Raw genomic sequence first — 26,006 nt, 5'->3', positions numbered from 1 at the left:
CCTCGGCGCTTTTTTTGTGTTGGCCAATTCGACTCCGCACAAGGCTTGCCTTGTCGCGGCACTAGAGCACCGGGCTCATCAACCGAAGTGTGTTCTCCAGCAGCTTCTCTCGCGTCGGCCGCGCGGCCCACGTTTCGGGATCTAGCGGGTCGCTTTGATCTATGTACGTTTGCTGCAGGTCTCGCAGGTGTTCGCCAAACTCGGCGCCGTAGACGAATAACGAGACTTCGTAGTTTAGCCAGATGCTACGCATGTCGAGGTTCACCGTGCCGAACATCGAGATCGCGCGGTCGGCGGTGATGCTCTTGGTGTGCAACAGGCCATCCTTGAATAAGTGCACCTGAACGCCCACGTCGATGAGCTCTTCGAGGTAGGAACGGCTGGCGTAGCGGGTGAGCAGCGAGTCGACACGCTCGGGAATCACCAGGTGGACCTTCACGCCACGGCCGGCTGCGCCGCAGATGGCGCGGAGTAGCGACTCGTCGGGCACGAAGTATGGCGTGGTGAGCACCAGTTCTTCCCGCGCGGAATTGATCAGCGCCAGTAGCATCTGCAACAAGGTGTCGGTCGTCTCGACCGGGCCGGAGGGAATCACCTGCACCGCGGCGGTGCCTTGAGGCGTGATGCGACTGAGTCCCGTCGACTCGATCAGCTCTTCGATCGTCTCGTTCGACTCGACAATCCAATCTCCAATCACGGTCATGGCCAGCGGCGCCACCGCCGCGCCTTCGCCGCGAACCATGGCGTCGACCCATTGCCCCACGCCGGCATCCTGCTTGAAGAAACTTGGGTCAACCAGATTCATGCTGCCCGTCCAGGCGACAGTGCCATCGATCACCACGATCTTGCGGTGCAAGCGCAGGTCGTTGCGAGAGAAGATGGCCGTCCAGATCCCCGCAGGGAACGCGGGCAGCACTTTCACGCCGGCCTTGCGCATTTGGGCCGGTTGCTCGCTCTTCCACCATTTGCCGCCCCCCACGGCATCGACCAGCACGCGACACTGAACGCCCCGCTCGGCAGCGCGAATTAACGCCTCGGTGACTTTGTCGGCCAGTCCTCCCACATTCCAGATGTAGAACTCCATCAAAATGCTGGTCTGGGCTGCATCGATGTCGGCGGCCAGTCGCTTGAGGATTTCGGCGGAGTCGGTGAAGAGTTCTCCGGTGCTGCCGGCCACGGTCGGGATGCCGAGCATGGTGTTGCCGAGTTGGTCCATTCCTCGGGCGGCAGGCGAGTGTGGCGACCAGTCGACGTTGGTCATCGCCGGATCGACCATGCGATCGGCCAGCAGGGAATAGTCGGTATGCAGCTGGGCGATGCGTTTCGCGCGGCGCTGACCGACGCGGCGTTCGCCAACCAGCAGGTAGAACAATACGCCCACCAGCGGAATGATGCCCACCAGCAGCAACCAGGAAAGCGCAACTCCGACGGCCGGCTTACGCATGATCACGCGAAAAGCGACAACCAGAAAGGTCGTGACGTGTGCGACAAAAGCCGCCCAGGAGTAGATTGCTGCTTCCATGGGCTCGGTCGGGTGCGAAACAGGCGATAGCTACTGCCAAGTATGGTTTGGCGAACTTCGCACAGCAAGACTCCGCGAACTGTTGCCCATGCGCGGTGGGGCCGGGTGACATCCATTCGCGGAATCCGTTAGGTTGGAGAGGGAAACAAGCCCCACACGGACACTTTCCACCGAAAGGCCTGGCAACCCATGCAGATCGAATCCAATTCCGCCGTCGCCATTGATTACACCCTGACCGATGACCAGGGGACCGTGATCGACTCGTCCCAAGGGGGCGAGCCGCTGTGGTACCTGCACGGGTTCGACAATATCATCCCAGGCCTGGAGCGGGAGCTATCGGGCAAGAGTGTGGGTGACCGCTTGCAGGTTTCCGTGGCTCCGGCCGACGGATACGGCGAACGGAAAGAAGAACTGCAGCAGGAAGTCTCTCGCGATAAATTTGGAGACGCCGACGACCTGCAGGAAGGAATGCAGTTTCAGGCGCAGACCGACGCGGGGCCGATGGTGTTCACCATCGTAGGCGTAAGCGACGAGGTGGTGACCGTCGACGGCAACCATCCCTTGGCAGGAGTGCCGCTAAACTTTGATGTCACAGTCAAAGATATTCGCGAAGCGACAGCCGACGAGATTTCGCACGGCCACATCCACGGGCCGGGCGGGCATCACCACTAGTGCCTAATCTCTGAACGCGATTTGCTAGGCGGCTTCGACGTATAGCTTCAGCCACTGGCGATAAGTTTCCAGGTCGCCGCGGACCATGCGCAGGCAGGTCATCACTACCGCTGCATCGTCGATGTAGCCCAGGCCCGGGATGAAGTCGGGGATCACGTCGACTGGCGAGGCAAAGTACAGCACGGCGGCCCCCACCGCGGCGATGGTTCCGAACGGAATCTGGCGGTAGGTGCCTTGGACGTAGTCGCGCAGCATGGCCAGCAGCAGCTGGATTTCGAGCCAGATGGCCGCCAGGGCGTTGGGCACTTCGTCTTCCAACCGGCGATATTTCTGCTCGCCCAGATCGGCGGCGGTGGACAGTTCGTCCTCGCCCACGTACTCAATACTCTCCCGGTAGAGCCGCTCGGCTTCTTGTTTACGGGATTCTTGGTCCTTGCGGGAGAAAAAGGGCAGCATCTTCGAAAACCTCTCACGGGTGCCTAGGGGGCGTAACTGCCAATTATACCCCGATTTGCTGCAAGAGAAGTACAATCGTAGCGGTCGTTACGATCGGACAGCCGAAAAACCGCTCTGGCGTGGCCAAATGTTTGTGCGATTGGCCGCTGGTATCCATACTGAAATCTTGCCTTCGCCAGTTTGACGCCCCCTGAGAATACACCACCGATGAAACTCTCGCATTGGCACAGCTACTTCCGCCGTCCCTCACGCAAGGTGCGCCAGCTTCGAGACGGCCGCCGACTCGCCTGCCAGCATCTTGAAGGCCGCTGGCTGATGGCCGTCGATGTGATGGGCGACGAAGTGATGGTGAACGATTTGGTTTTCCGCACGCAGTCCACCGAAGCGGCCGAAGCGGCGGTGGCCGTGAGCGAGGTCGCTCAAGTTGTCGTGTTCAGCGGCAACGGCCCCGGCGACGATAGCGGTGTGTTCGCCAAATTGTACGACGCCGATGGCGTGGCAGACGGCGACGCGTTCTTGGTGAATTCGACAGTGCGAGGCGATCAGACCTCCGCATCGGTAGCCATGGACGCTGCGGGCAACTTCGTAGTTGTCTGGGCGGGGCGAGGCGTGGGCGATCTGCAGGGCATCTTCCTGCAACGCTTCGACGCGACGGGCACGGCGCTCGGCGAAGAGACGCTCGTCAACACCACCACGGCCGGCAAGCAAATCGATCCCACGATTGCCATGGACGCCGAAGGAGCGTTCGCGGTGGGCTGGAGCGGCCAGAGTACGAGCGACGCCTCGGGCGTGTACTTGCAACGATTCACTGCGGGCGGCGAGAAGGTTGGCGGGGAAGTGTTGGTTAACACTACCACCGACAACCATCAAGCCGGACTCGCCATGGTGTTCGATGCCGCGGGCAACCTGGTGACCGCGTGGAGCAGCCTGGGCCAGGATACCAGCGATTGGGGTGTCTACGGTCAGCGGTTCGACACCGATGGCGATCGGATCGGTGGAGAGATGGTTTGGAACAGCACGACGACTAACAGCCAGATGGGCGTCGTGTTGGCTGCTGGTACCGATGGCGAAGTGGTGGCCGCCTGGCAAACTCGCGGACAGGATGGCGATGGTTGGGGAGTGGCCGCGCGAAAACTCGACGCGGACGGCATGACTTTCGGCGACGAGATACTGCTGAACGACACAACCGACGGCGAGCAATTCGACGTGACGATCGGCATCGCCGACGATGGCACTTGGGTCGCTGCCTGGACCACCGTCGATTCCGACGGCGCAGGCTTCGAGGTCGCCGCCCGCACGTACGAGAGCGACGGTACGCCCGAAGTCGACTCGTTCGCTGTGAATCAGGATACCGCCGGCGCCAACTCCGGGCATCAGCACCATGTGTCGATCGCCATGTCGGACGACTTGGCGACCATCGTGTGGGCGGGGCACGGCGCGGGCGATCGTCATGGCGTCTACCGCCAGGACTATGAGATCGATCTGATCGACGACGGTCCGCAGGTGGCGCCTAATCTGGCTGAGATTCCGGACACCACCGGCGAAGTGGGAACGGAAGTCGTGGTCACAGTGACTGCCACCGATACGAACTCGCGCGACGATTTGACGTTCCATCTGGATCAAGATAACTCGCCCGATGGAGCCACCATCGAGCAAACCGACAACAACACGGCCATCATCCGCTGGACTCCTACCGAGGCGGACGAGAATACGGAGGTTGCGTTCCGCGTGCTAGTGACGGACGACGGCGACCCGGTGCTTGCGGATTCTGAAGACTTTGTCGTCACGGTGGGCAACGTCGAACTCGTGATCGACCTGACGGGCGAGGAGGTCAGCGAGAACGATCTGACCGGCGCGTTCGAGCCACTGGCCGGGCCGACTTCCATCGTTGGCGAGGAACTCGTGATCCTCGGCGCCGACGGCGGCATGGTGTCCGGCGCCACGGTCACCCTGGCCGCCACGCCGGATGGCGACGCAGAATCGCTGGCCGTGGACGTTGGCACCACAGGCATCACGGCCAACTACGATTCCGCCACCCGCACGTTAACGCTTTCGGGTGTCGACACGGTGAGCAACTACGAAGCGGTGCTGCGGACACTCACCTACGACAACACCGACGGCGACGCCAGCGGCACGCGCACCATCACGGTCGACGTGACCGACGCAGTGGAGACCAGCAACTCGGCAACGATTGAGTTGACGATTGGCTCGATCGATCTGGTTGGCTTGGCGCTGGCGATCACCGATTCGGGCGCCACGTTCTTCGGCGCCGCCTGGTGCCCGTTCTGCACCGAGCAGAAGGAGTTGTTCGAGGATGGTGGCCAGTTCCTGCCATTCCAAGAGGTGACGAACCCCGACCGTTCGCTCAACGATGTCGGTATGGCCAACGACATCACCATGCTGCCCACCTGGGTGTTCAGCGATGGTACGCGCATCGAAGGCGTTGTCAGTCTGCAAACCCTGGCGGCGGCAGCCGGTGTAACGGTTCCCACATCCAACACCCCATTCATGGCAGAAGTTCAGGACGACACGCTGCTGGTCGGATCGCCACTGCACATCCCGCTGGATGGTTACGATCCCAACGGCGAACCGCTCATGTACGAAGTCACCACGGACAACGCTGGCGTAACGGCCACGCTGCTCACCGGCAACCGTTCGATGCGAGTCGACGTCGCCGGCTTTGGCGACATGGTGTTCGAACTGTTCGAAGGCCGTGCCTCGCGGGCGACGGATCGAGTCATTGAACTCGCCATGGATGACTTCTATGACGATGTGATCTTCCACCGCGTGGTGAATGGATTCGTCATCCAAGGCGGCGATCCCACCGGTACCGGCTCCGGCGGTTCGACCCTCGGCGACTTCGATGATCAGTTCCACGTCGACCTGCAGCACAATCGCACCGGATTGCTGAGCTACGCCAAGGGAGTGGAGGATGGTAACGACTCGCAGTTCTTCGTCACCGAAGGGGATAGCGCAAGCCTGCGAAACCTCGACTTCAACCACACGATCTTTGGCATCCTGGTCGAAGGCGAAGCCAACCGCGAAGCGATCAGCAATACGGCTGTTGAGCAGCAGCCAACCAGTACGGAGATTTCGCGGCCGACTGTCGATGTGGTGATGGAAGACGTCGAGATTTTCACCGACACTGAAAACGCTGTGTTGATGCTCAAGGCCGATCCCGGCGTGTCGGGGCCGGTTGACGTGACGGTCACGGTGACCAATGCCGCCGGCAATTCGTTCCAGCGTACGTTTACCGTGACTGTCGAAGATGACTTGGACACGATCGAGTCGCGCACGAACGGTCGTCCGTTCCTCGACGACATCGCACCGGTGAGCATCGAGTCGGGTACGAGCGCGATGATTCAGCTTACCTCCCAAGACGTCGAAGGCGATCCGGTAGTGTACGAAGCCTTCAAGTCAGGCACGGTCGATTACACGTTTGACCTGACTACCGATGGGCTACTCACGGTAACGCCGCCGGACGGTTTTACCGGAACGATGGAAATCGAAGTTCTTGTCAGGAGAGAAACGCCCATCAACGACAGCGACCTTGATTCTCAGTTGCTAACAATCGAAGTCACTGCACCAATGAGTGGGGCGTAGGCTCCGCAGCTCAGGGATTTGCGCTATTTGTTAAGCGAGCATTGGAGTCCAGGTTGTTGGCGCAAGGGTTTTTTATTGAAAACCGCCACCTTTACTTGCAAACCGGGGTCGCCCGGGAATAATGGGTGGCTGGTCTCGTTTCAATTCAGTTTTCAACTTGATTTACCCAGAGGGGAACAGGCATCGTGGCACGTTCGAACAGAAGCGAAAAACGGCGTTTTCAGTGGTTCGGCAACAAAAAGCGGCGCATTGCGAAGCGTGCCGGCAACAACCTGAGGCTCGAGAGTCTTGAGGCGCGCTGGGTGCTTGATGGTACTGGGTTGCCCGGAAATGAATGCCCGCCGGATCTCGATTTATCGGGTGTTGCCGCCCAGCAAGTGACCGTGGGCGAAACGCTCACACTCGACCTGCTGGCCGCGGGCGCGACTGCCGAGGACCTGGACGGCTCCGGTAGTCCCACGGGCGATACGTTGCGCTGGTTGCTCGATCCCGATGTCCCAGGACAAACGCCCGACGGCGCCAGCATTTCGAGCGATGGTGTATTTACCTGGACCCCGACAGCAGGGCAGGTGGGCACGTTTAGCATCGTTGTGCTCGTGGTGGACCAGGGCACTCCCCCTCTGGCGGACGCCGAAGTGTTCACGGTCGAGGTACTGGCTGGCAATCAGGCACCGGAGGTCGACCTCAACGGCCCCGACACGGGCATCGACTTCGCCGCGACCTTCACCGAGGACGCCGGCGCCGTGGCCGCTGTCGACTCGGCCGAGTTGACCGTCACCGACACCGACAACACCGACCTCGAGTCGGCCACCGTCACGATCACCAATCTGGCGGATGGCGCAAGCGAATTGTTGACGGTCGATACCACGGGCACTTCCATCACGGCCAACTACGACGACACGACCGGCGAACTCTCGCTCACAGGCACCGACACGCTGGCCAACTACCAACAGGTGCTCCGCACTCTTACCTACGACAATTCGTCGCAGGACCCCACGGCCGGTGATCGAGTGATCGAAGTCGTTGCCAATGACGGTTCGGACGACAGCACCGTGGCGACTTCCACGGTGACCGTGGTAGCCGAGAACGACGCGCCCGAAGTCGACCTCAATGGCGCTGATCCCGACGCCGAGTTTGAAACCACATTCGCAGAAGGCGGCGGCGCAGTCGCCATCGTCGACGCTGGAATGACCGTGACCGATGTGGACGACACCGAACTCGAGTCGGCCACTGTGACCATTACCAACTTGCTGGACGGCGTCGCCGAGGTGTTGGCTGTCGACACGACGGGAACTTCCATCGTTGCCATGTACGACGATACGACGGGAGTGCTGTCGCTTACCGGTACCGACACCGTGGCCAACTACGAAATGGTTCTCCGCACGCTGACCTACAACAACACGTCGACCGATCCTACAGACACCGCACGCACTGTGGAGGTGGTGGTCGACGATGGCGACGATGCGAGCACCGTACGCACCGCGACCGTGAACATCACGACCATCAACAACGCTCCGAATCTTGCCGCCATCCCCAACCAGGAGGCATTTGTCGGAGAAGAATTGGTGGTGCAGGTTACCGCGAGCGATCCGGATAGCGGCGATACGCTGACGTTCGATCTCGATACGGACAACTCGCCCGCCACGGCAACCATCACACAGACCAGCAACACCACGGCCGAAATCCGCTGGACGCCCACCGCAGGCGATCTGGGCAACGCGATCGGTTTCGTCGTGCTGGTAAACGACGATGGCGCGCCAGTGCGTGCCGATAGCGAGGCGTTCTCCGCGACCGTCTCGGCGCCAAGACCGGTTGTTGACCTCAACGGCGACGATCCAGGGACCGGCGTGGCCGCAACCTTTACCGAAGGCGATCCGCCTGTTGGACTGGTTGAACCCGATGTGACGATCACCAGCGACAACAGCACCACAATCGCGTCGGCGACCATCACCCTCACGAACCCGGGAGAACTTGCCAGCGAGACACTCGCAGTGACCGTCGTGGCGGGCATCACGGCCAATTATGACGGAGGAGTCCTCACACTGAGCGGCGAGGAGTCGATTGCCAATTACCAGACTGTCTTGGCATCACTCACCTACGAGAACACCTCCGAGGACCCAACGCCCGGCGACCGGATCGTCGAGATCGTAGTGAACGACGGCACGACCGACAGTGCCGCTGCGGTGGCGACCGTGACCGTGGTCGAGGAGAACGACTTCCCCGATTTGACCCTGCCAGCGCCGTACGACAACCCGTCGTCGCCGGTGGAGATCATGGAGGGACACTTGGTTGAGTTCACCGCGACGACTACCGATGTCGATCACGACGCATCCGAGTTGTTCTACTCCATCGACCTCGATGGCAGCGGACTGGCCGAGGGCGCTGCGGAGCCGAGCATCAGCAATCCCGACGGAGTCTTCAGTTGGACACCCGACTCCACGGGCACCTTCTCGTTCCGCATTATCGTCACGGACGCAGCCGGTGGCGTGGACCAGGAGGAGGTCGTGTTTACTGTGGTTGCCGACACCACGGCGCCAATGGTCACCGATGCTCCTACGGGCACGATCATCGCGCCGGTCAACTCGCTTACGGTTACCTTCAGCGAAATGATGGGCACCGAAGCCTTCGATGTAGCCAACTACACGCTGACCATTGTGGGCGGAGCGAACGACGGACAGGCGGTTGCCATTTCGGATGTCACCACCAGCGACAACATGACCGCGACGCTTGCGTTGGCGACCGATCTGGCGCTGGAAAGCTACAACTTGTTGTTGGACAACCTGGACATCGCCGACCTGGCGGGCAACTCGCTGGATGGCGATTTCGACTTCGATTTCGATGTCCAGGCCAGCCAAGTATAGTCGTGCAACCCAGACTCCATCGCTGCTAGCATTCAGAGCCGGAAAAGTCGGTTTAACTGGATGTCTTTGCGCAGCTTGCCGATAATGACTTTCGAGCACAGGGTGCGTGGGAGCGCACCCTGTGTTGCCTAATCTTATCTGCATTGAACGCAAAGCTTGGGGGCCGCGCAATGGATTGCCGCCGCACGAAACTGGTTGTCGTTACTTGTCTTGCTATTGCCGGTCTGCTCTCGGAGGCGGCCCGCGCTCAGCGGTCGACCTCGGCTCGGATGGCTTACAACCCAGTAACCGGGCGAACAGAGCGGGACACGCGCTATCAGCAACGGCCTGTCCAACCGCCCGTAACTCCTGCTTTGCACCAAGCTTCGCCGCTTGGCGACGTGGAGCAAGCCTCCTATTGCGAGTGCGGACAGCAATATTGCGACGACTGTTGCGAGCCCGACTTTTGCGGCGACGTGTGTTGCGGCGACGCGGCTTGCTGCGACTCGGTCGGGTGTGGTGTCGGGGTTTGTGCTCCTCGCTGCTGGTATACCGGCTTCGAAGCGACCTTCCTCAAGCCCCACTTTGGTGGCAGCGGCAACCTGGCATTCACCACCACCGACACCACGGCCACCACGGTCACGGCGTCGGAAACTGACTTCGACTACGACCTGGAATTCTCGCCCCGCGTATTTGTGGGCTGGCAGCGCGGCTGCGACGTCGGATTTCGGGCTACCTGGTGGCAGTTCGACCACGACGCCGCTCCTGCCAGCGGAAGTCCTCCCGCCAGCGGTACCGGTGAGATTACCCACCCGGGCTTCCTGGACGTGGACATTTCTACCGAGATTCCCACCGACGTGTTTGCGGCAGCAACCGATCTGAACGCCTACACCATTGATCTGGAAGCTACCAAAATGACGGACTTCTGTTCCTGGAAGTTCGGCATGGGATGCGGCTTTCGATACGCCCATATCGAACAGGGCTATCTCGCTTCGCTGACCGATAACACGGACACGCTACTGGGGACGATCGACTATCGTCACTCGATTGAAGGATTTGGTCCTACCGTGTCGTTCGAAGCGCTGCGACAGCTGAATTGCCGGGCGGGCATCTTTTGCAAGGCCCGCGGGTCGATCTTGTTTGGCGACTCGAAGAGCAACCTGCGGGGTGGGGAAGACCTGAACTTGTCCGTTCCGGTCAATACGACCGCCACCACCGCCAGTGACGACGTTCTGTCGATCTGCGAACTCCAGGTGGGATATCGTTGGAGTCCCGCGATGGCCGATTGCCGCGGCTGGCAACCGTTCTACTCGGTGGCCATGGAAGGCCAACTGTGGGATGGGGCGGGCAACGCCTCGAGCCAGGACGGCGCAGTGGGATTCTTCGGATTCAATTCGGCGATCGGTATCAACTGGTAGGCCGAACGAAATCGCAGTCGCCGGATAGGCGTGCCGCTGCCGCTGAGCGCGAACGCCCTAGGTTCTACTCCAATGAATTGACTTCTACCGGTATGTCGAACATGCCGCCGATGTCGTAGAACCGGCCGATGGGACGGCACCGCGTGACGCTTATTGGCAAGCGGAAACTCTGGAAGGGCATCGACTCCGCTTGCCACGATAGCACCAGATCGGTCGCCGGAAGTGCCCTGGTATGCATTAGTCTCACGCCTGTCATCGATACGTCGAGCAACACCACTTGCACAGGGCTATCGATGGCGAGCATCTGCTCATTCACTTGGATGACGATACCGGTAGTGCGCACGTCGACTCGCTTGGCATTGCGTGTGTTCGCCGCTTCATGTAGTTCTGCGGTACCAGCTGCACGTTCGTCGATGCGCAACCGATCCACAAAGTCCATCACCCCAGCCGGCGTTTCCGTGACGTGAAACTCCTCTTCGAACAAGGGAGCCAAACGGTCGGCAAAACACTCGGACACAGCTAACAGTCGCTTCTCGATTTTCGCTAGCACCGCTTCCCGGGACTCGAAAACGGGATTGTCGGTCACTATTGGCTGGCCAGCGCGCCACTGGTCCACGTCGAACAACGACAGCAGCTTCGTTATCAGCAGTTCGAAAGGTGTCGACTTGTGTAAGTAGTCGTCGACACCTCGAGTGAAAACATCACGAACCAGACGATGGTCGGTCAGGGCACTGACCACGACGACACGCGGAGTCGGGCTACGGCTGAGTGTATGGATAATCAGCGCGTGACCGTGGACCTTGGGAAGCGCCATCTCCGTCACCAACAGATCATAGGGCCTCGCAGCGAGTAGTTGGATCGCTTGCTGGCCATCGGCAGCCACTTCGCAAGCGAACTGTTCCTTCCTCAGCGCAGCGCACAGCCGATCCCGCCAGGTGGCATCAGCATCGACGATCAGGGCTCGGCGGGATGCGATAGTCATTGCGTTAGTGATCGGTTCGTTGAAAGTCCAGTCATGAGGTGGGAACTGATGTATCGGCTTGATTCGCAGTGCCACCACTCTGGAACCGCGATCGAGTCGTTTCAACCGCTTCAATCGGTCTACTCACTAAACCGAGCGGTTCTTATTTGACTCGTTCGCTAGTCAACGTAACCTTCTGCGGCAAACCATAAAATCTGCCGTTGTTCGGGAATTGAGGCTGCCCAGTCACAGTCGAGGTAGTGGGCAAAGCTCCAATTTCCGAGAGGGTCGGGCCGACTTTCCGAGAAGAGACCCATGATGAGTATGTTGTTAGTACTGAATGTTGTTTTTGCTGTCGTAGCCTTGGTAGTAGGCTTCGTCCTCGGCGCGTGGTTTACCGCAGGTCGAAAGGCTCGGCAGGACCGCCTCAGCGAGGAGCAACAGGAGCTTGAGCGGCAGAAACATCTCGAGCGCGAACGGGCCGCAATGGCCACGGAGCGTTTACGTGATTTGGCTTCTGGCGTCGCCTGCGACGTGGGCAAGCACTCCAGCACGATGGGCGAGATCACCGAGGGACTCCGCACCCTCGATACTTCCGATGCCGAGGCCACCGGAGTGGGGCTGGTGAACGCCCTTTCCAGGATTGTGGCCGCCAACGAAGTGCTGCAAGAACGACTTTCTAAGGCGGAGGAACAGATAGCCGCCCAGGCGCGTGAAATCCATCTGCACGAGTCCGAGGCACGCACCGACTCGCTGACCGGACTGGCGAACCGCAGGGCATTCGATGAAGAGATGCGACGTCGTTGCAGTGAAGCGGTGAGAAACAGCACGTCGCTGTCGCTGCTGATCATGGACATCGACTACTTCAAAAAATTCAATGACACCCACGGGCACCAGGCGGGAGATGAGGTGCTGCGGGAGTTCGGCCGAATGCTCCTCAAGACCTGCCGCGATATGGATTTGCCATGTCGTTACGGTGGAGAGGAATTTGCCGTGGTGATGCCTTCGACAGTCGCGGAGCAGGCGAAGACCGCCGCCGAACGCATCCGAAAAGCGATCGAGTCAATGACGGTAACGTTCGAAGGGCAGGAGTTGAAGGTCACCACGAGTGTTGGTTTGGCTCAGTTCCGACAAGGAGAAGATCAGGCGAAGCTGGTACGCAGGGCCGACGACGCCCTGTACGCTTCGAAGAGCGCTGGCCGCAATTGCGGACACTGGCACGACGGACAAGAGCCGTTGCCGTTTAGCACGAGTGGCGATGCATCGGCGCAGAAACAGAGTGCTCCATCCGCCCCTTCGCTTTTGGAGTCGCTTCCCAACCGTACAAGGTTTGCCGACGAGTTGCGCCGTCGAATGGCCGAGGCCACTCGCACCGAGCAGCCGATTGCCGTGCTAGTCGTCGAGTTGGATGGATTTCAAGACATAAGATCCCGTTTTGGAGCCGAGGTCGCCGGCACCGCCCTGGAGGGCGTGGCGACCGTGCTGCAGAACTCACTACGCGAAATGGATCTGCTCGCCCAGCTGAGCGAGAGCCGCTTCGCCGTGATGCTGCCCGACAACGACATAGAGACCGCTGAACGTGTGGTTTCAAGAGCGTCCGAAGCCTTGAGGCAGTGCCCCTTCGAGTTTGAAAACCAACGCGTCGCCTTAGTGCTGAGTGCAGGCAAGTCGCAGCACAGAACGGGCGACTCCGTCGAGGTGCTCGTAGGACGAGCCGAAGCCGATCTGAACGATCCGATGAGGCGGGAAGTCGGCGCGGCTGCTGCCGCCAGGCTGTTCTGATAGACTCTTGGGGGGGAAATCCAACTGGACTGCCGCCCTTAGGTCGAATCGATGACTTCGCCGAAAGAACCGCCGCCATCGAATGCGCCTGCTGGGCGTAGGTTCGTCCCGCGTTTCAACACCGCGTCGTTGTTGGGCGCCATGGTGCTGGTGGCCGTGATCTGCACCTTGGCAATGACGATGCCAGGGTTGTTGGCCGCCGTAGTCGGCATCCTGGTGACCGCCGTCTTGGTCGCTTACGCGGGTGTGCTCGTGGCCGGTGCGATGGTGGCTCAGGGCAGAACTAGGTTGTTCGCCATCGCCGCGGGAGTTGGTCTGGCGATCTCGCTGTGGGGCACACCATCCTCCGCCTTCGCCACCTACTTGCTCGATCGCGGAGGCCTATCGTCCATGGCGGCCCTCTTTGTTTGGACGCTGATTGGTCCTCTGCAGCACATCGGTCTATCGCTGCTTGGCGGTTGGATTGCCCTGCGGGCGACACAGTTCTGGGAGCCCGAGTCGCACCAGCCGTCGGACGAACCACCGCCAACTTCCACCCCACTGTCGGCAGACGCGCCGGACGCCTACCACATCGAATGACTCCCAATTCGGCACTCCTGCGCGAACCTTTTACTGGCCCCCCTTGTCCTGGGCTAAAGATGGCGTAGAATTCTCGCCGATAGCACATTACTCCCTGCTGTAATCTCCAGCGGGGAAGTGCCTCAGAGCCGCCTCCGGAAATCTGGTAGAAATTCTTCCGGGGGCCCTTGATGACTCTGAGAAGCACCGCTATTATTTGTGTTTCCCTGGTGCTGAAGGGCGGAAGCCTGACAGCTGCATCCCAGGAGCCGGCAGTATGAGGCCGGCTGATTCAAAGCCCCTTGGGGCAGCGAATCGCTCTTTGACAATTTGGTGATACAAGCAAGAGTGGCATCTTGAAATTGAAGATAGCCCCATCTGTTTGCAGCAGATGTGGTGAGTCTTCATTCCGAGCTCTTTGTCCTTAGACAAAGCTTCCGTCCCAATTAGACACCTCGATATCGTCGAGGGGGATTGAAGTAAAACAATGTGGATCTAGTTACTCGCCACCGCCGACCCTACGGGGTCATCCCAAGCGGTGGCATAGTAAGTGAGACACGTTAATCTCTTGTCCTCGCATCTGCACAGCGAGCCGGGTCGTCCCCGACCCCGGATTGTTCTCCATCTCCCTCGACTCTCCAACCATCAGAGTCGATTCTCGATAGAGTAACCCCCGGGTTCTTGGCTTCCCGCACCGAAGTGCTAGTTAGTGAGAGCGCTGGATTAATGTGGCCAAGCTACTAAGGGCGTATGGGGGATGTCTTGGCATTAGGTGAACAGGCGTGGAAGTCTGCGAAAAGCCTGGGGGAGTTGACAAACAAGCGATGATCCCGGGATACCTGGTTGAACGTGGAGAACTGAAACATCTAAGTACCCACTGGAAAAGAAAGAAAAATCGATTTCCTCAGTAGCGGCGAGCGAACGGGAAACAGCCCAAACCGTGAGGGTTTCCCTCGCGGGGTTGTAGGGCCTTTCAAATGAGAGTCACAAAATTGCCGGCTAGCAGAACGACTTTGAACGGTCGACCATAGAGGGTGACAGTCCCGTATGCGAAAGCTAGCAATCTCTCGAGAGGTACCTGAGTAGGTCGGGCCACGTGGAATCCCGACTGAATCTACGGAGACCATTCCGTAAGGCTAAATACTACCTAATGACCGATAGTGAACTCAGTATGGTGACTGAAAGATGGGAAGAACCCCTGCTAGGGGAGGAACTGAACCTGAAACCATACGCCTACAAGCGGTCGGAGCCCTATGGCCTTTTAGGCAACGGGTGACGGCGTGCCTTTTGCATAATGATCCGGCGAGTTACCGTCAGCGGCTTGGTTAAGGTCTTCCGGACCGAAGCCTCAGGGAAACCGAGTCTTAATAGGGCGTTTTTGTCGTTGGTGGTAGACGCGAAACCGGGTGAACTACCCATGAGCAGGTTGAAGCGCGGGTTGTACTGCGTGGAGGACCGAACCCACTTGGGTTGAAAACCGAGGGGATGACTTGTGGGGAGGAGTGAAAGTCTAATCAAACCCGGAGATAGCTCGTTCTCTCCGAAATAGCTTTAGGGCTAGCCTTGAGCCACTATGCATCGGGGGTAGAGATACTGATTTGGAGGTGGGCCCTTCGCGGGGTACCCCTCTGAGCCAAACTCCGAATACCGATGTAACTATCTCAGGAGTCAGTCCGCGTGGGATAAGCTTCGCGGTCGAGAGGGAAACAACCCAGACTATCGGCTAAGGTCCCGAAGTCGTACTCAGTCACTAAGGAAGTTGAATTGCTGAGACAACCAGGATGTTGGCTTAGAAGCAGCCATCATTTAAAAAGTGCGTAACAGCTTACTGGTCGAGCAATTCTGCGCCAATAATGAACGGGAGTAAGTACGACACCGAAGCCATAGAATCGAAAGATTGGTAGGAGAGCGCTGTAGGTCAGATACGAGCCGTACCGAAAGGAGCGGTGTTGGGGCCTACAGGTGATTATGCCGGAATGAGTAACGATAAGGCAGGTGAGAATCCTGCCCGCCGAAAGCCTAAGGTTTCCTGGGGAAGGTAATTCCGCCCAGGGTTAGCCGGTTCCTAAGGCGAGGCCGAAAGGCGTAGTCGATGGACAGCAGGTAAATATTCCTGCGCTAGCTATGTGGACCGATGGAGGGACGGCGTCCGAAAAGCGATCGGGGATCTTAGATCAGCCCGTGGGCTTCAGCGAGGCGTTGGGTAGGTAAATCCGCCCATATAAACCAAGCTGTTGCGCCGAACTCGACTTACAGAGGTAGTCGCTAGAAGGACGTCCAAGAAAAGCTTCTAAGGGTTGAAGCATAGCTAACCGTACTAAAACTGACACAGGTAGGCGAGACGAGTAGTCTAAGGCGCTCGGGAGAACACTGGTTAAGGAACTCTGCAAAATGATCCCGTAAGTTCGCGATAAGGGATGCCGGTGAGAGCCGGCCACAGTAAATCGATTCCTCCGACTGTTTATCAAAAACACAGGACTCTGCAAACTCGCAAGAGGAAGTATAGGGTCTGACGCCTGCCCGGTGCTGGTAGGTTAAGGTAAGAGGTTAGTTTAACTACGAAGCTTCTGACCGAAGCCCCAGTAAACGGCGGCCGTAACTATGACGGTCCTAAGGTAGCGAAGTTCCTTGTCGGGTAAGTTCCGACCTGCATGAAAGGCGTAACGAGAGGAATACTGTCTCAACCAGTGACCCGGTGAAATTGTAGTCGTGGTGAAGATGCCACGTTCCCGCAGCTAGACGGAAAGACCCCGTGAACCTTTACTGTAGGCTGATATTGGGTTGAGCTATGTACTGTGTAGGATAGGTGGGAGGCTTCGATCTCTGGGCGCTAGCTCAGAGCTAGCCGTTGGTGAAATACCACCCTGTTCATGGTTTAATTCTAACGTTGATTCCTGTGAATCCAGGCAACGGACAGTGTCAGTTGGGCAGTTTGACTGGGGCGGTCTCCTCCCAAAGAGTAACGGAGGAGCCCAATAGGTACCCTCAGCCTGGTTGGCAATCAGGCATCGAGCGCAAAGGTAGAAGGGTGCTAAACTGCGAGACTTATCAGTCGAGCAGGTACGAAAGTAGGGCTTAGTGATCCGGTGGTTCCGTATGGAAGGGCCATCGCTCAACAGATAAAAGGTACTCCGGGGATAACAGGCTTATCGCTCCCGAGCGTCCATAGCGGCGGAGCGGTTTGGCACCTCGATGTCGGCTCATCACATCCTGGGGGTGGAGAAGCTCCCAAGGGTTTGGCTGTTCGCCAATGAAAGTGGTACGTGAGCTGGGTTCAGACCGTCGTGAGACAGGTCGGTCCCTATCTACTGTGGGCGTACGAAACTTGCGGAGGTTCTTCTTTAGTACGAGAGGATTTAGAAGGACGACCCTCTGGTGTTCCTGTTGTCGCGCTAGCGGCACGGCAGGGTAGCTAAGGTCGGAACGGATAAACGCTGAAGGCATCTAAGCGTGAAGCCCGCTCCAAGATGAGGTTTCGTTGAGCTAATAGCTCGAAAGTCCCCTGGAAGACGACCAGGTCGATAGGTCGGATGTGTAAGTGCAGTAATGTATTCAGCTAACCGATACTAACGGACGAATGCTTGGCCACATTAATCTTTCGCTCTTAAAACAGCGAGTAGTAAGGCCAAAGAGGGAGAGATTCACACTCTCCATGACACTCTTGCTCTTATCCTCAGGGATATATCACCAAGTCAAAGCGGCACGCTCGGTTTCACCGCCGGCGTGTCGATTTCTGGCGACCATAGCCGAAAGGAAATACCTGTTCCCATTCCGAACACAGTAGTCAAGCTTTCGGTGCCGATGATAGTGCCTACCAGTGCGAAAGTAGGTATCGCCAGTTTTTATCTTACTTCGGGAAGATTGCAAAACCCCGTTTGAGCTTCGGCTCAAGCGGGGTTTTTGCGTTTCTAGATCGTCACTTTACAGTTGCGGGGGACCGCTATCCACCTTAGTATTGGGGGTAATCATTTCAAGGTATGTCCCGTGTATCCGTCACGTTACTGAGACTGCTTTAGAGCGTGTTCAATCATCGTTTTTCTTAAATGAGATTCAGCCAGATGCAGCAATTTGGTTTCGGGGCCACACTGTTATTCACGGTATTGGTGATGAGTGCGCCCGCGAAGTGTGCGTCTGCTAGCGAACGATTCTCCACGATTGCGGTGACAGGTATGTCAGAGCAGAGTAGTGGTGTCGCGTTTCAAGCTGTTTCCGACTCCGGACACTATCTCTATGCACCGGTTATCAACGGACAAGGCCAGGTGGCTTTTACAGCAAGTGTTGCAGGTCAGGGTATTGGTATCGACAATGATCAAGGACTATGGGTCAGCAGTCGGGATGGGTCTCTGATGAAGATATTGCACGAGGGAGACCAGGTGCCGGGCACGGATTTTAGTCTAGGAGGTTTCAGTTACATTCGGCTGAACGATAGTGGTGAAATCGCATTTCAAACTTTGATTCAAGGCCCAGCCGTCGACTTAACAAACGATTTGTCGGTTTGGACCAATGCAGGAGGTAGCGGCTTGGAGCTAGTCGCTAGGGAGGGTGATCCTGCCCCCGGAAGCACATTGATATTCGAGAATTTGTATCTAGAGGGTCTAAGCGAAAGTGGCAACGTATTGGTATCGGGGAAAGGGGCGAGCCCGAATCCCGTTAGTGGACTTGAGAGCGATGGTATCTGGAAAAGGAATGTTGGAGAGCCACTTCAGGTTGTTGCTCTGGAGGGTGAGCCGGTTCCTGGTGATTCTGAGATACCCTACAGAGTCGGCTCTACGGTGTTGAGCGGTTCAGGAGACACCATTTTTTCAACTAGGTCTTTCGACGAATTCGAAACGCTGTGGCGAGAGAACGCAAGTACCTACCAGGCTGTTGTTCGACAAGGGGACCCAGTTCCGGAAACATCTTTGTTCATTGACAGCGCCAGCAAGGCTGAATTGAACGACCAGGGCAAGATCGCATTTGCTGCCAGACTCACTGACCAAAACGGCACGACCCAAAGAGACAGTATCTGGAGCGATCGGAGTGGTGTTTTAGCGGAACTACCATACCGAAGCGGCGAAATGGCTCCCGGCACCAATGGACTCTTCGATGACTTCCAGGAGCTTGTTCTCAATAACTCCCAGCAACTCGCCTTTGTTGCCCAACTCAACGGTGGCGACGTCGACCCGTATGACGAGGGGCTCTGGGTTGAAAATACGGAGGGCGATTTGTCCCTCGTTGCTTATGGTGGCGATCTCGCCCCAGGCACAGATTTCCCCTTCAAGGGGTCGTTCCAGTCGCCGATCGCCATGAACGACGCTGGGCAAGTTGCATTCTTGGGACGAGTCATTGAGCCTACCGATAGCCGCCGTCCCCGTAGTGCCACGGGCATTTGGGCCACAGACCTTGGCGGCAACTTGCACCTGATTGCGCTAACCACAGGTACGGACGAGGACTACTACCTGGATGTGAGCGATGATGCTTCTGATCCGGACTTCCGCCTTGTGACCGAACTGAATTTTGGTCCGCAGGGTTTCAATAACGCTGGCGAACTCGTCTTTCAGGCGATCTTTGAAGATGGATCGAGCGGTGTATTTGTTTCGACTGCGGTGTCGGGTGATCCCGGCGACTACAATAACGATGGCACCGTGAACATGGCCGACTACACCGTCTGGCGAAACAAACTCGGCGCGACCGGCATCGGTCTCGCCGCCGATGGCAATGGCGACGCGGTGGTCGACGCGGCGGACTACATTGTCTGGAAGTCTTCATTCGGGCAGTCGGCGGAGTCGGGTATCACCGGCGTACAGGTGCCCGAGCCGGCAACGTGGCTTATACTCGGTTGGGTGTTGGCACTACCATCCGTGATTCGGAAGAGCCGCTCGATTTCCTGGTAAATTCCCACTAGGGGAATCGACTGCCCTCGCAAGGCGATCTTCTGATCAAGGGCAATTCTTAACGTTGCTAAGATATAATCTATAAGCGAATAAACCAGCTAGCTTCTTTGAAGGCGGCAAGTCATGAATCAAAAAAGGACTCTCGGCAACTGGAACTCGGCGTTTTCTGCTTGGCTGGTGTCGTTGATATTCTGCGCGAGTCAGGCTGTTGCCCTGCCTCGACTAGATTCGAGCTTCGGCATTGAAGGGATTGTGACGACCGACTTCGGCGGTGCCTATGACGAGCTGGAAGGAGTCGCCGTACAGTCCGATGGGACCATTCTTGCTGTGGGTACCGGCGGCTCGTCTAACCGCATGCAGGTGGCCCGTTACTTACCCAACGGTCAGTTGGATTCGACTCTGGACCACGATGGCAAACTGCTGGTGCCTTATTCGGCAAGCTCGCCGGCTATCCATGCCCTGCCAGAAGGCAAGTTTCTCCTTGGTGTGCCGGACTTGCGGTCAACACGGGGCTTCCGCGCAATGCAATACAACGCCGACGGAACGCCTGATGCTAGTTTCGGTGTGAACGGTACGGGCTTCATTGAAGTCGAATCTCAAGTTTACATTCGTGACATGTTGGTTCATCCGGATGGCAGGATATTGATTGGTGGCTACGACATCTTCAATAGCGATTGGGATTTCGTGCTTACGCAGTTCACGTCGACAGGTCAACCGGATACCACCTTTGGCACGAACGGACGGGTTGTGACCAATTTCTCGCGCGAAGGTGTTTCCAGTCCCTCCGACAACTTGGAGTCGCTCCTTCTGCTTCCCGACGGCCACATCTTAGCTGGCGGGCACACGAATACAGAGTCAGGGAGCAATGGCGACTACGTTCATGCGATTTCGAAGTACCTCCCCAGTGGTCTGCCAGATACCACGTTTGGGACAAACGGGCAACAGGTACTGCGGCTTAGCAACCAAGCGTATGGTTTGGAAGAGATCACGGATATGGTCCTTCTGGAGAATGGCAAGATTTTAGCCACCAGTGGCGTAAGCAGTGAAACTGTTCTAGTCCGACTCAACCCAGACGGTAGTCTGGACTCCACGTTTGGTAGCGGCGGCAGGATCATTGCGCCCCCCTGGCGCATCGTGGAGCGACCCCACCGGCATGCTGCTGGACTCCCAGGGAAGGATTTTACTCGCTGGGGACAACACATTTTCCGTTACTCGGCTGCTTTCCGATGGTACGCTTGATACCACGTTCGGAAATGGGGGAACGTTCGATATCGATTTGGGGACGTCGTGGCGGGAGAAGGTGACGTCTCTGGCTTGGCAGAAGGATGGCAAGCTGGTGGTTGGGGGATACACCATCGATCAACCCAATGTACAGTCCGAATGGCGGATGGCGCGTCTCGCCTTCGATGAACTCGGTTCCAACGAGTCGTTGACATTGATTCCCACCTTCGACGTCACGCATTATCCCGGGCAGACATTCTCTATTGAAGAGGGTGCCAGCAGCCTTTATGTCGGCCTTGGCTTCTCGACTGAGTATCCGGAGGAGCGGGTGCTTATGGAGTTCTCGCTCCAATCGATTCCCGTGAATGCGACCATTGATAGCGTCGTTCTGACATTGGATCCCAGGGCATCAGCCGGTGAGCCGCGGATGGAATTGAGGGGCTACGCAGGCGACGGTCTAGCATCGCTGTCCGACGCAGCTACCAACGGCACTGTTGTCGCGACGACTGATCCCTTAAGTGCATCGCATAGCTCGATCGAAATACCCATTAACGTGTCATTCGTTCAGGGGTTGCTCGGAACAGCAAGCCATCTGGGACTACAGTTTCGGAGCCTGGACCTCCCTATGTACTTAGGTTTTGCTAGCTCCGAGGCTAGCTCTAGCGACGCACGGCCACAGCTCGTAATCCATTACGCCGTCCCGCAGTCGCTCCCCGGCGACTACAACAACGATGGCACCGTGAGCCTCGCCGACTACACCGTCTGGCGGAATAACCTGGGCGCTACCGGATCGGGGCTCGCCGCTGATGGTAGTGGCAATTCGATCGTCGATGCGGCCGACTACGACGTTTGGAAGGAGCACTTCGGCCAGTCGACGGGCGGCCTCGCTGACGCGATTTCTGCCGTGCCCGAGCCTCACAGTGCGGTGTCGTTGTGCTTGGCTGCCATCGTTCTGGTTGGGGCGAATACGCTACCCCGCCGTAGACGCTGAGTCTAGTAATCGGTCAGCAAGCGCTCTTCAGTTGACTCTGTTTCCTCTCCGGCCTTCTGTTTGTCTACACTTGCCGCCACGGCCCTGAGCTTGTTGCGGCCCACGTTTCTCCGTCGAGATGGTGCATCGAGGAACCGCTATTGATGGGATGAAGAAAACAGGTCTGTAAGAAAATCGCAGTTGAAATCGCAAGGGCGTGTGATCTAATGGGGTTGCGTGGTGTTATGTATAGTATGGCCCTTCGCGGATTTGCTTTGGGAGTGATCCCTTAGCCGACAACCTACGCGTTGTCGGAACCGAGACGAGTCTCTCCCAAGTTGAGATCTGTCTCCCAAAAAAATGCGTGGTGGTGCCTTCGCTGATTCGCGGAGCGAATCGCGACTGTCTTGGGTTGTGGACCATTGGGTTTTGGGCCAACTGGCCGAACATGCGGGGAACAACGCGGAGGGTTTTGTCCCACCGGGCGAGCGTTTGGCACTGGAAAACAAGGGGTTTCACCACTTGGGGGATGACCAAAACCCCTGGGGTTTTGGGCCAGTGGTTGTGATTCTTAGGAATTGGCCCAAAACTCGGTGCACGCGGATTAACTCCAAGGGAATTCGAAATGGGAATGACCGTTCATTACAGCGGCCAGTTGGCCGACCCGAGCCGCCTTGAAGAACTCGAAGACCTGGTCATCGATCTGGTGCTCGAGATCGGCGGCAACGTGGAAGTTTGGCGGAGCGCGTCGGTCGAAAAGCCAGACCGCGTGGTGCGAGGGTTGCTGGTGAATCTGGAGCCCGGGCAGGAGACGATGAGCCTGCTTTTCTCGCCGGAGGGTTGGCTGATTTCGTTAATTGAGATCAAGGAGGTCGAACGCGGTGAGTCTGGCGAAAATTCTACGTGCTTCGTGAAGACGCAGTTCGGCACGCCGGTGGGGCACGCCGCACTGGTGGAGTTGCTCACGATCCTTCGCGACCGGTTCATTCCTTCCCTGCAAGTGGAGGACGAAACCGGCTATTGGAAACACCGCGACGCGCGGCAGATGGCCGAGTCTATCCAGCGCAACGCCAGGGCCATCGACGCATTGGCGTCGGCTCTGGAAGAGACGTCGCTGAGTCACGAGGCGTTAGAGGATCCGGAGATCGTTGCCACCCGCATCGAGCGAGTAGCTCAAATCCTTCACGGGCGACTTCAGGAACCAGACGCAACACAAACAGCTGGGGAGCTCGTTGACGACGATTTCACGAAACGCTGGAGTGACATTGAGGCCGAGTGGACGGAGCTTGTTCGCCAGAATGACGCGCGAACTCGCCGCACGCAGCGAGAGATAGAAGAGCAATTCCTGGCCGGAAAGGATGCCGAAGACGCCCTCGATGAAGTTCTTGGGGATCCGCCCGGTGAGGATGCGAACGCAACGCGCGAGTCGGAAGGTCAGTGGTGCGACACAAGCGAGGACTCGTTCGCGGCGGTGGATGAGTTGGCGGCCGCCGATGGCGAGTCTTTCGAAACGTCGCGCAAGGAGCGAGACCCGCTACTCGATCGGGCGACCCGCTTCTACGTGCGGCTCATGGAGTTGGCTAAGACCGATTCGTCACCAGGCGTGGTCGACCTGCTGCGACACGCGGGTGAGGTGTGTGGCGGCCTAGCTCAGGCGCTGCCGCTCCCGCCACCGTACGAGTTCGACCCAGACGAGCGGGGCCTGGCGGTTTTCCAGTTAAAGCGAGCCTTGCGCGGAGCGGCCTTCGTCCGCGGCGTGTTGATCAATCTGTCCTACGCTGCCCAGAATGATGGCGAGCAGTACAAGGTGCTTCGCGAGGAAATCGAAGCAATCCAAGGCGAGATTATCGACTCGCTGCAACAAGCCCGCCCGGCGCCGGAGGGATGATGCGGCGTGTTCGAATTGTGGTGTGAAAAGTGGAGTTGACTATCTGGTAGCCCAGAAAAGTGGCCTGTTTGTTAGTATAAGTCGTCCGGGGCAGAGATTGTTCGAATTTGGAATCTTGCGGTAGACCGCTCTTCGTGATACGATCCGGTCCGGGGCTTTATTTGAGGAGGAACAGATGATGAATCGTGTGCAACGAACCATTCTGGTTTGCATGGCGACGGTGTCTTTGGGCGTATCTGCCGCTGGGAGGGCAGGGGCTGCGCTTACGTACTATTACGATCCCGATACGGGCACTGTCGCCATTGACACTGCTGGTACGAGAAGTGGTGGGGTATACATTTTTGGTTTGCGGTTGAATCCTCAAGCATCTGAGATCCGCTTCCGAACCGAAGAGCACTTACGATTAACGAACACAACGTATTTCGAGAGCAGGGAGACGCAGGTAGCGGAAGGCTCCTTGTCGACGAATATAGTAGGTTACTATTCGATTGGCGAAGTTCTGCCATCGGGATTGTCTGAAGAAACTTGGCTGAATTTGTTTGACGACGAGAATTATCCATGCTGTTACAATTCCGCTGATCAGGGTTTCGGCCACGACTTCTACACAGATGTTGTTGGAGGCGGCAAGCCACCCGAAGCAGACTTCGTTTATGGGCTGCCAAATGCGGAGTTTGATAATCGCTTAGATCTCATTGATCCTGATTCGCTGACCTGGGCGGAGCAGGCGACTTTGGTTTACCACGCAGCCAATGGCAAAGTTGATTTGGTGACCAACGGCGCGGAAGGCGGCTACATCACCGGATACATACTTCAATCGGTCGGTGAGTTCATGCCTGAGCACTACAAAGCTCCACTCACAGTACCATTTTCACAGGCCAACGAGTCGGTCATCGGGTTATTCGCTGATCTCATTGAGCCTGGGAAGTACAAGTTGGGTAAGATTCTAGAGAAGGGAATGGCACCCGAGGAGTTCGAGGCGGTGTTCACCAAAGCGACGTTTGCTGGACGAGCCGGCTTTGGATCTACGAACTTTGATTTCGAGACGCAAGGGCTGCCGTTCGCCATTCAGTACGTCGCCGTGCCTGAACCAACTTCGGTGACGATGCTATCCATCCTGCTGATAGGCAGTGTACTAGTAAGGCGACGATCTCGGCGAGACTGATTGCAACGTGCTTCATTCGCAGGCGGGCAGGACGTCGTCTGCGTACGCGTGCAGCGCCGACTCATCGCCGGTGTGCCAGTAGAGAACTCGGTCGGATGACGCGACTTTTCCGCTGCGGATGCGCTCGACGAGTGCGCCAAAACCGCGGCCGCTGTACACCGGGCCCAGTAGGATGCCTTCGGTTTCCGCCATCAGGCGGATGGCGTCCTGTTCCAAACGGCCCACAACGCCGTACCCGCCGCCGAGGTGGTCGTAGTCCATTAGCAGATCGGAGGGTGCGATTCGTTCGGAGCGTCCTGACAACTCAGCCGCTTGATTTGCGATGTCGGCAACTTCCTGCAGGAAGGCCTGATCGTCGGGCTGAACGTCGATGCTCACGGCGGTCAGTTGGCCAGCAAATGCTGCCAGCTTCGCGCCAAGTGCCAACCCGGCTTGCGTGCCGCCGGAACTGGTTGGAAAGACGATGTGATCGAAGGCGACGGAAGCCTCGTCCGTTTGTTGCTTCAGTTCGAGAAGGGCTTGCACATAACCCACCGCACCGATGGCGTTGGATCCGCCAATTGGAATCACATACGGCCGGCGGCCTTGCTCGGTTAGCTGCTCGGCCAGTTGTTGCATCTTCTGGTTTCGCTCCGGTTTGGCGACCCAGTGAATCTTCGCACCGAGGATCTGGTCGAGAAGCAGATTGCCCAGTGGAGGTTCCGGTTCGCCGCCGAGCACCAAGTGGCACTCGAGGCCGAATTTGGCAGCCGCCGCGGCGGTTTGCCGGCAATGGTTCGACTGCGGGCCGCCCGCAGTAGTCACGCAGTCCGCCTGTTGTTCCAGCGCGTCGGCGATGAGGTACTCCAACTTTCTCGTTTTGTTTCCACCTGTGGCAAGCCCGGTGAGGTCGTCGCGCTTGATCCAGATCTCTACGCCTAACTTCTCCGACAGCCTTGGAAGGTGCTCAAGCGGCGTTGGCAGATTGGCGAGCGAAACGCGGCTGAGTGTTGTGTCCATGTGTTTTACGTCCAATTGTGAGGAGTAAAGTGTTTCCGTGTTGCTCGAATGAACCGTGTGCATCTGGTAAGTGTTGCGATA

14 protein-coding genes, 2 rRNA genes and 1 pseudogene are annotated in these 26,006 nt (G+C 57.9%); 13 read left to right on the top strand and 4 right to left on the bottom strand.

The window, feature by feature from the left end:
- Nucleotides 1-61 precede the first annotated feature (61 nt).
- A complete protein-coding gene (gene cls, locus ACQK2L_RS23625; protein ID WP_425399509.1) occupies nt 62-1,522 on the bottom strand; it encodes a cardiolipin synthase in 1,461 nt (486 codons plus the stop codon).
- A 189-nt stretch (nt 1,523-1,711) separates the two neighbouring features.
- Between cls and ACQK2L_RS23620 the strand changes: the two genes are divergently transcribed.
- Nucleotides 1,712-2,194, top strand: coding sequence for an FKBP-type peptidyl-prolyl cis-trans isomerase (locus ACQK2L_RS23620; protein ID WP_425399508.1), 483 nt, complete (start codon nt 1,712-1,714; stop codon nt 2,192-2,194).
- A 102-nt stretch (nt 2,195-2,296) separates the two neighbouring features.
- Here ACQK2L_RS23620 and ACQK2L_RS23615 read toward each other — a convergent pair.
- Nucleotides 2,297-2,395, bottom strand: a pseudogene (locus ACQK2L_RS23615) (YkvA family protein); the annotation flags it as partial.
- A gap of 462 nt (nt 2,396-2,857) precedes the next feature.
- Between ACQK2L_RS23615 and ACQK2L_RS23610 the strand changes: the two are divergent.
- From ACQK2L_RS23610 to ACQK2L_RS23600, 3 genes are all read left to right on the top strand, one after another.
- The gene (locus tag ACQK2L_RS23610; protein ID WP_425399507.1) at nt 2,858-6,253 is read left to right on the top strand and encodes a peptidylprolyl isomerase; all 3,396 of its coding nucleotides are present in this window, start codon (nt 2,858-2,860) and stop codon (nt 6,251-6,253) included.
- A 185-nt stretch (nt 6,254-6,438) separates the two neighbouring features.
- On the top strand, nt 6,439-9,114 hold the full coding sequence (locus tag ACQK2L_RS23605; protein ID WP_425399506.1) for a putative Ig domain-containing protein: 2,676 nt from the start codon (nt 6,439-6,441) through the stop codon (nt 9,112-9,114).
- Nucleotides 9,115-9,467: 353 nt separating this feature from the next.
- Nucleotides 9,468-10,511, top strand: a complete 1,044-nt coding sequence (locus tag ACQK2L_RS23600; RefSeq protein ID WP_425399505.1) for an Lpg1974 family pore-forming outer membrane protein — start codon at nt 9,468-9,470, stop codon at nt 10,509-10,511.
- A 64-nt stretch (nt 10,512-10,575) separates the two neighbouring features.
- On the opposite strand, the gene ACQK2L_RS23595 is transcribed toward ACQK2L_RS23600, so the two are convergent.
- A complete protein-coding gene (locus ACQK2L_RS23595; RefSeq protein ID WP_425399504.1) occupies nt 10,576-11,493 on the bottom strand; it encodes a response regulator in 918 nt (305 codons plus the stop codon).
- Nucleotides 11,494-11,787: 294 nt separating this feature from the next.
- Here ACQK2L_RS23595 and ACQK2L_RS23590 point away from each other — a divergent pair, with 294 nt between their 5' ends.
- The 9 genes from ACQK2L_RS23590 (at nt 11,788) to ACQK2L_RS23550 (ending at nt 24,926) form a co-directional block, all read left to right on the top strand.
- Nucleotides 11,788-13,254, top strand: coding sequence for a GGDEF domain-containing protein (locus ACQK2L_RS23590; RefSeq protein ID WP_425399503.1), 1,467 nt, complete (start codon nt 11,788-11,790; stop codon nt 13,252-13,254).
- A gap of 51 nt (nt 13,255-13,305) precedes the next feature.
- On the top strand, nt 13,306-13,833 hold the full coding sequence (locus ACQK2L_RS23585; RefSeq protein ID WP_425399502.1) for a hypothetical protein: 528 nt from the start codon (nt 13,306-13,308) through the stop codon (nt 13,831-13,833).
- A 709-nt stretch (nt 13,834-14,542) separates the two neighbouring features.
- Nucleotides 14,543-17,401 (top strand): 23S ribosomal RNA (locus tag ACQK2L_RS23580).
- Between the two features lie 143 nt (nt 17,402-17,544).
- A 5S ribosomal RNA gene (gene rrf, locus ACQK2L_RS23575) occupies nt 17,545-17,653 on the top strand.
- Between the two features lie 202 nt (nt 17,654-17,855).
- Nucleotides 17,856-19,685: a DUF7453 family protein gene (locus tag ACQK2L_RS23570; RefSeq protein ID WP_425399501.1), complete on the top strand. Its 1,830-nt coding sequence runs from the start codon at nt 17,856-17,858 to the stop codon at nt 19,683-19,685.
- 183 nt (nt 19,686-19,868) lie between these two features.
- Nucleotides 19,869-20,924 (top strand): hypothetical protein, encoded by a 1,056-nt coding sequence (locus tag ACQK2L_RS23565; RefSeq protein WP_425399500.1) that lies wholly within the window; start codon nt 19,869-19,871, stop codon nt 20,922-20,924.
- Nucleotides 20,839-21,897 carry a hypothetical protein gene (locus ACQK2L_RS23560; RefSeq protein ID WP_425399499.1) on the top strand — a complete coding sequence of 353 codons (1,059 nt, stop codon included), beginning with the start codon at nt 20,839-20,841 and terminating at the stop codon, nt 21,895-21,897. The genes ACQK2L_RS23565 and ACQK2L_RS23560 overlap by 86 nt, the downstream gene beginning before the upstream one ends.
- Before the next feature lie 604 nt (nt 21,898-22,501).
- Complete coding sequence (locus ACQK2L_RS23555) at nt 22,502-23,764, top strand: hypothetical protein (protein ID WP_425399498.1); 1,263 nt, start codon at nt 22,502-22,504, stop codon at nt 23,762-23,764.
- A gap of 175 nt (nt 23,765-23,939) precedes the next feature.
- On the top strand, nt 23,940-24,926 hold the full coding sequence (locus ACQK2L_RS23550; protein ID WP_425399497.1) for a PEP-CTERM sorting domain-containing protein: 987 nt from the start codon (nt 23,940-23,942) through the stop codon (nt 24,924-24,926).
- 12 nt (nt 24,927-24,938) lie between these two features.
- Here the strand turns inward: ACQK2L_RS23550 and ACQK2L_RS23545 are convergent, their stop codons facing one another.
- Nucleotides 24,939-25,925 (bottom strand): D-cysteine desulfhydrase family protein, encoded by a 987-nt coding sequence (locus ACQK2L_RS23545; RefSeq protein ID WP_425399496.1) that lies wholly within the window; start codon nt 25,923-25,925, stop codon nt 24,939-24,941.
- Nucleotides 25,926-26,006 lie beyond the last annotated feature (81 nt).

It is taken from the genome of Aeoliella sp. (assembly GCF_965227375.1).
GTDB lineage: Bacteria > Planctomycetota > Planctomycetia > Pirellulales > Lacipirellulaceae > Aeoliella.
The sequence above is the reverse complement of the archived record's forward strand: the minus strand, read 5'-3'. Positions and strand labels throughout refer to the sequence as shown.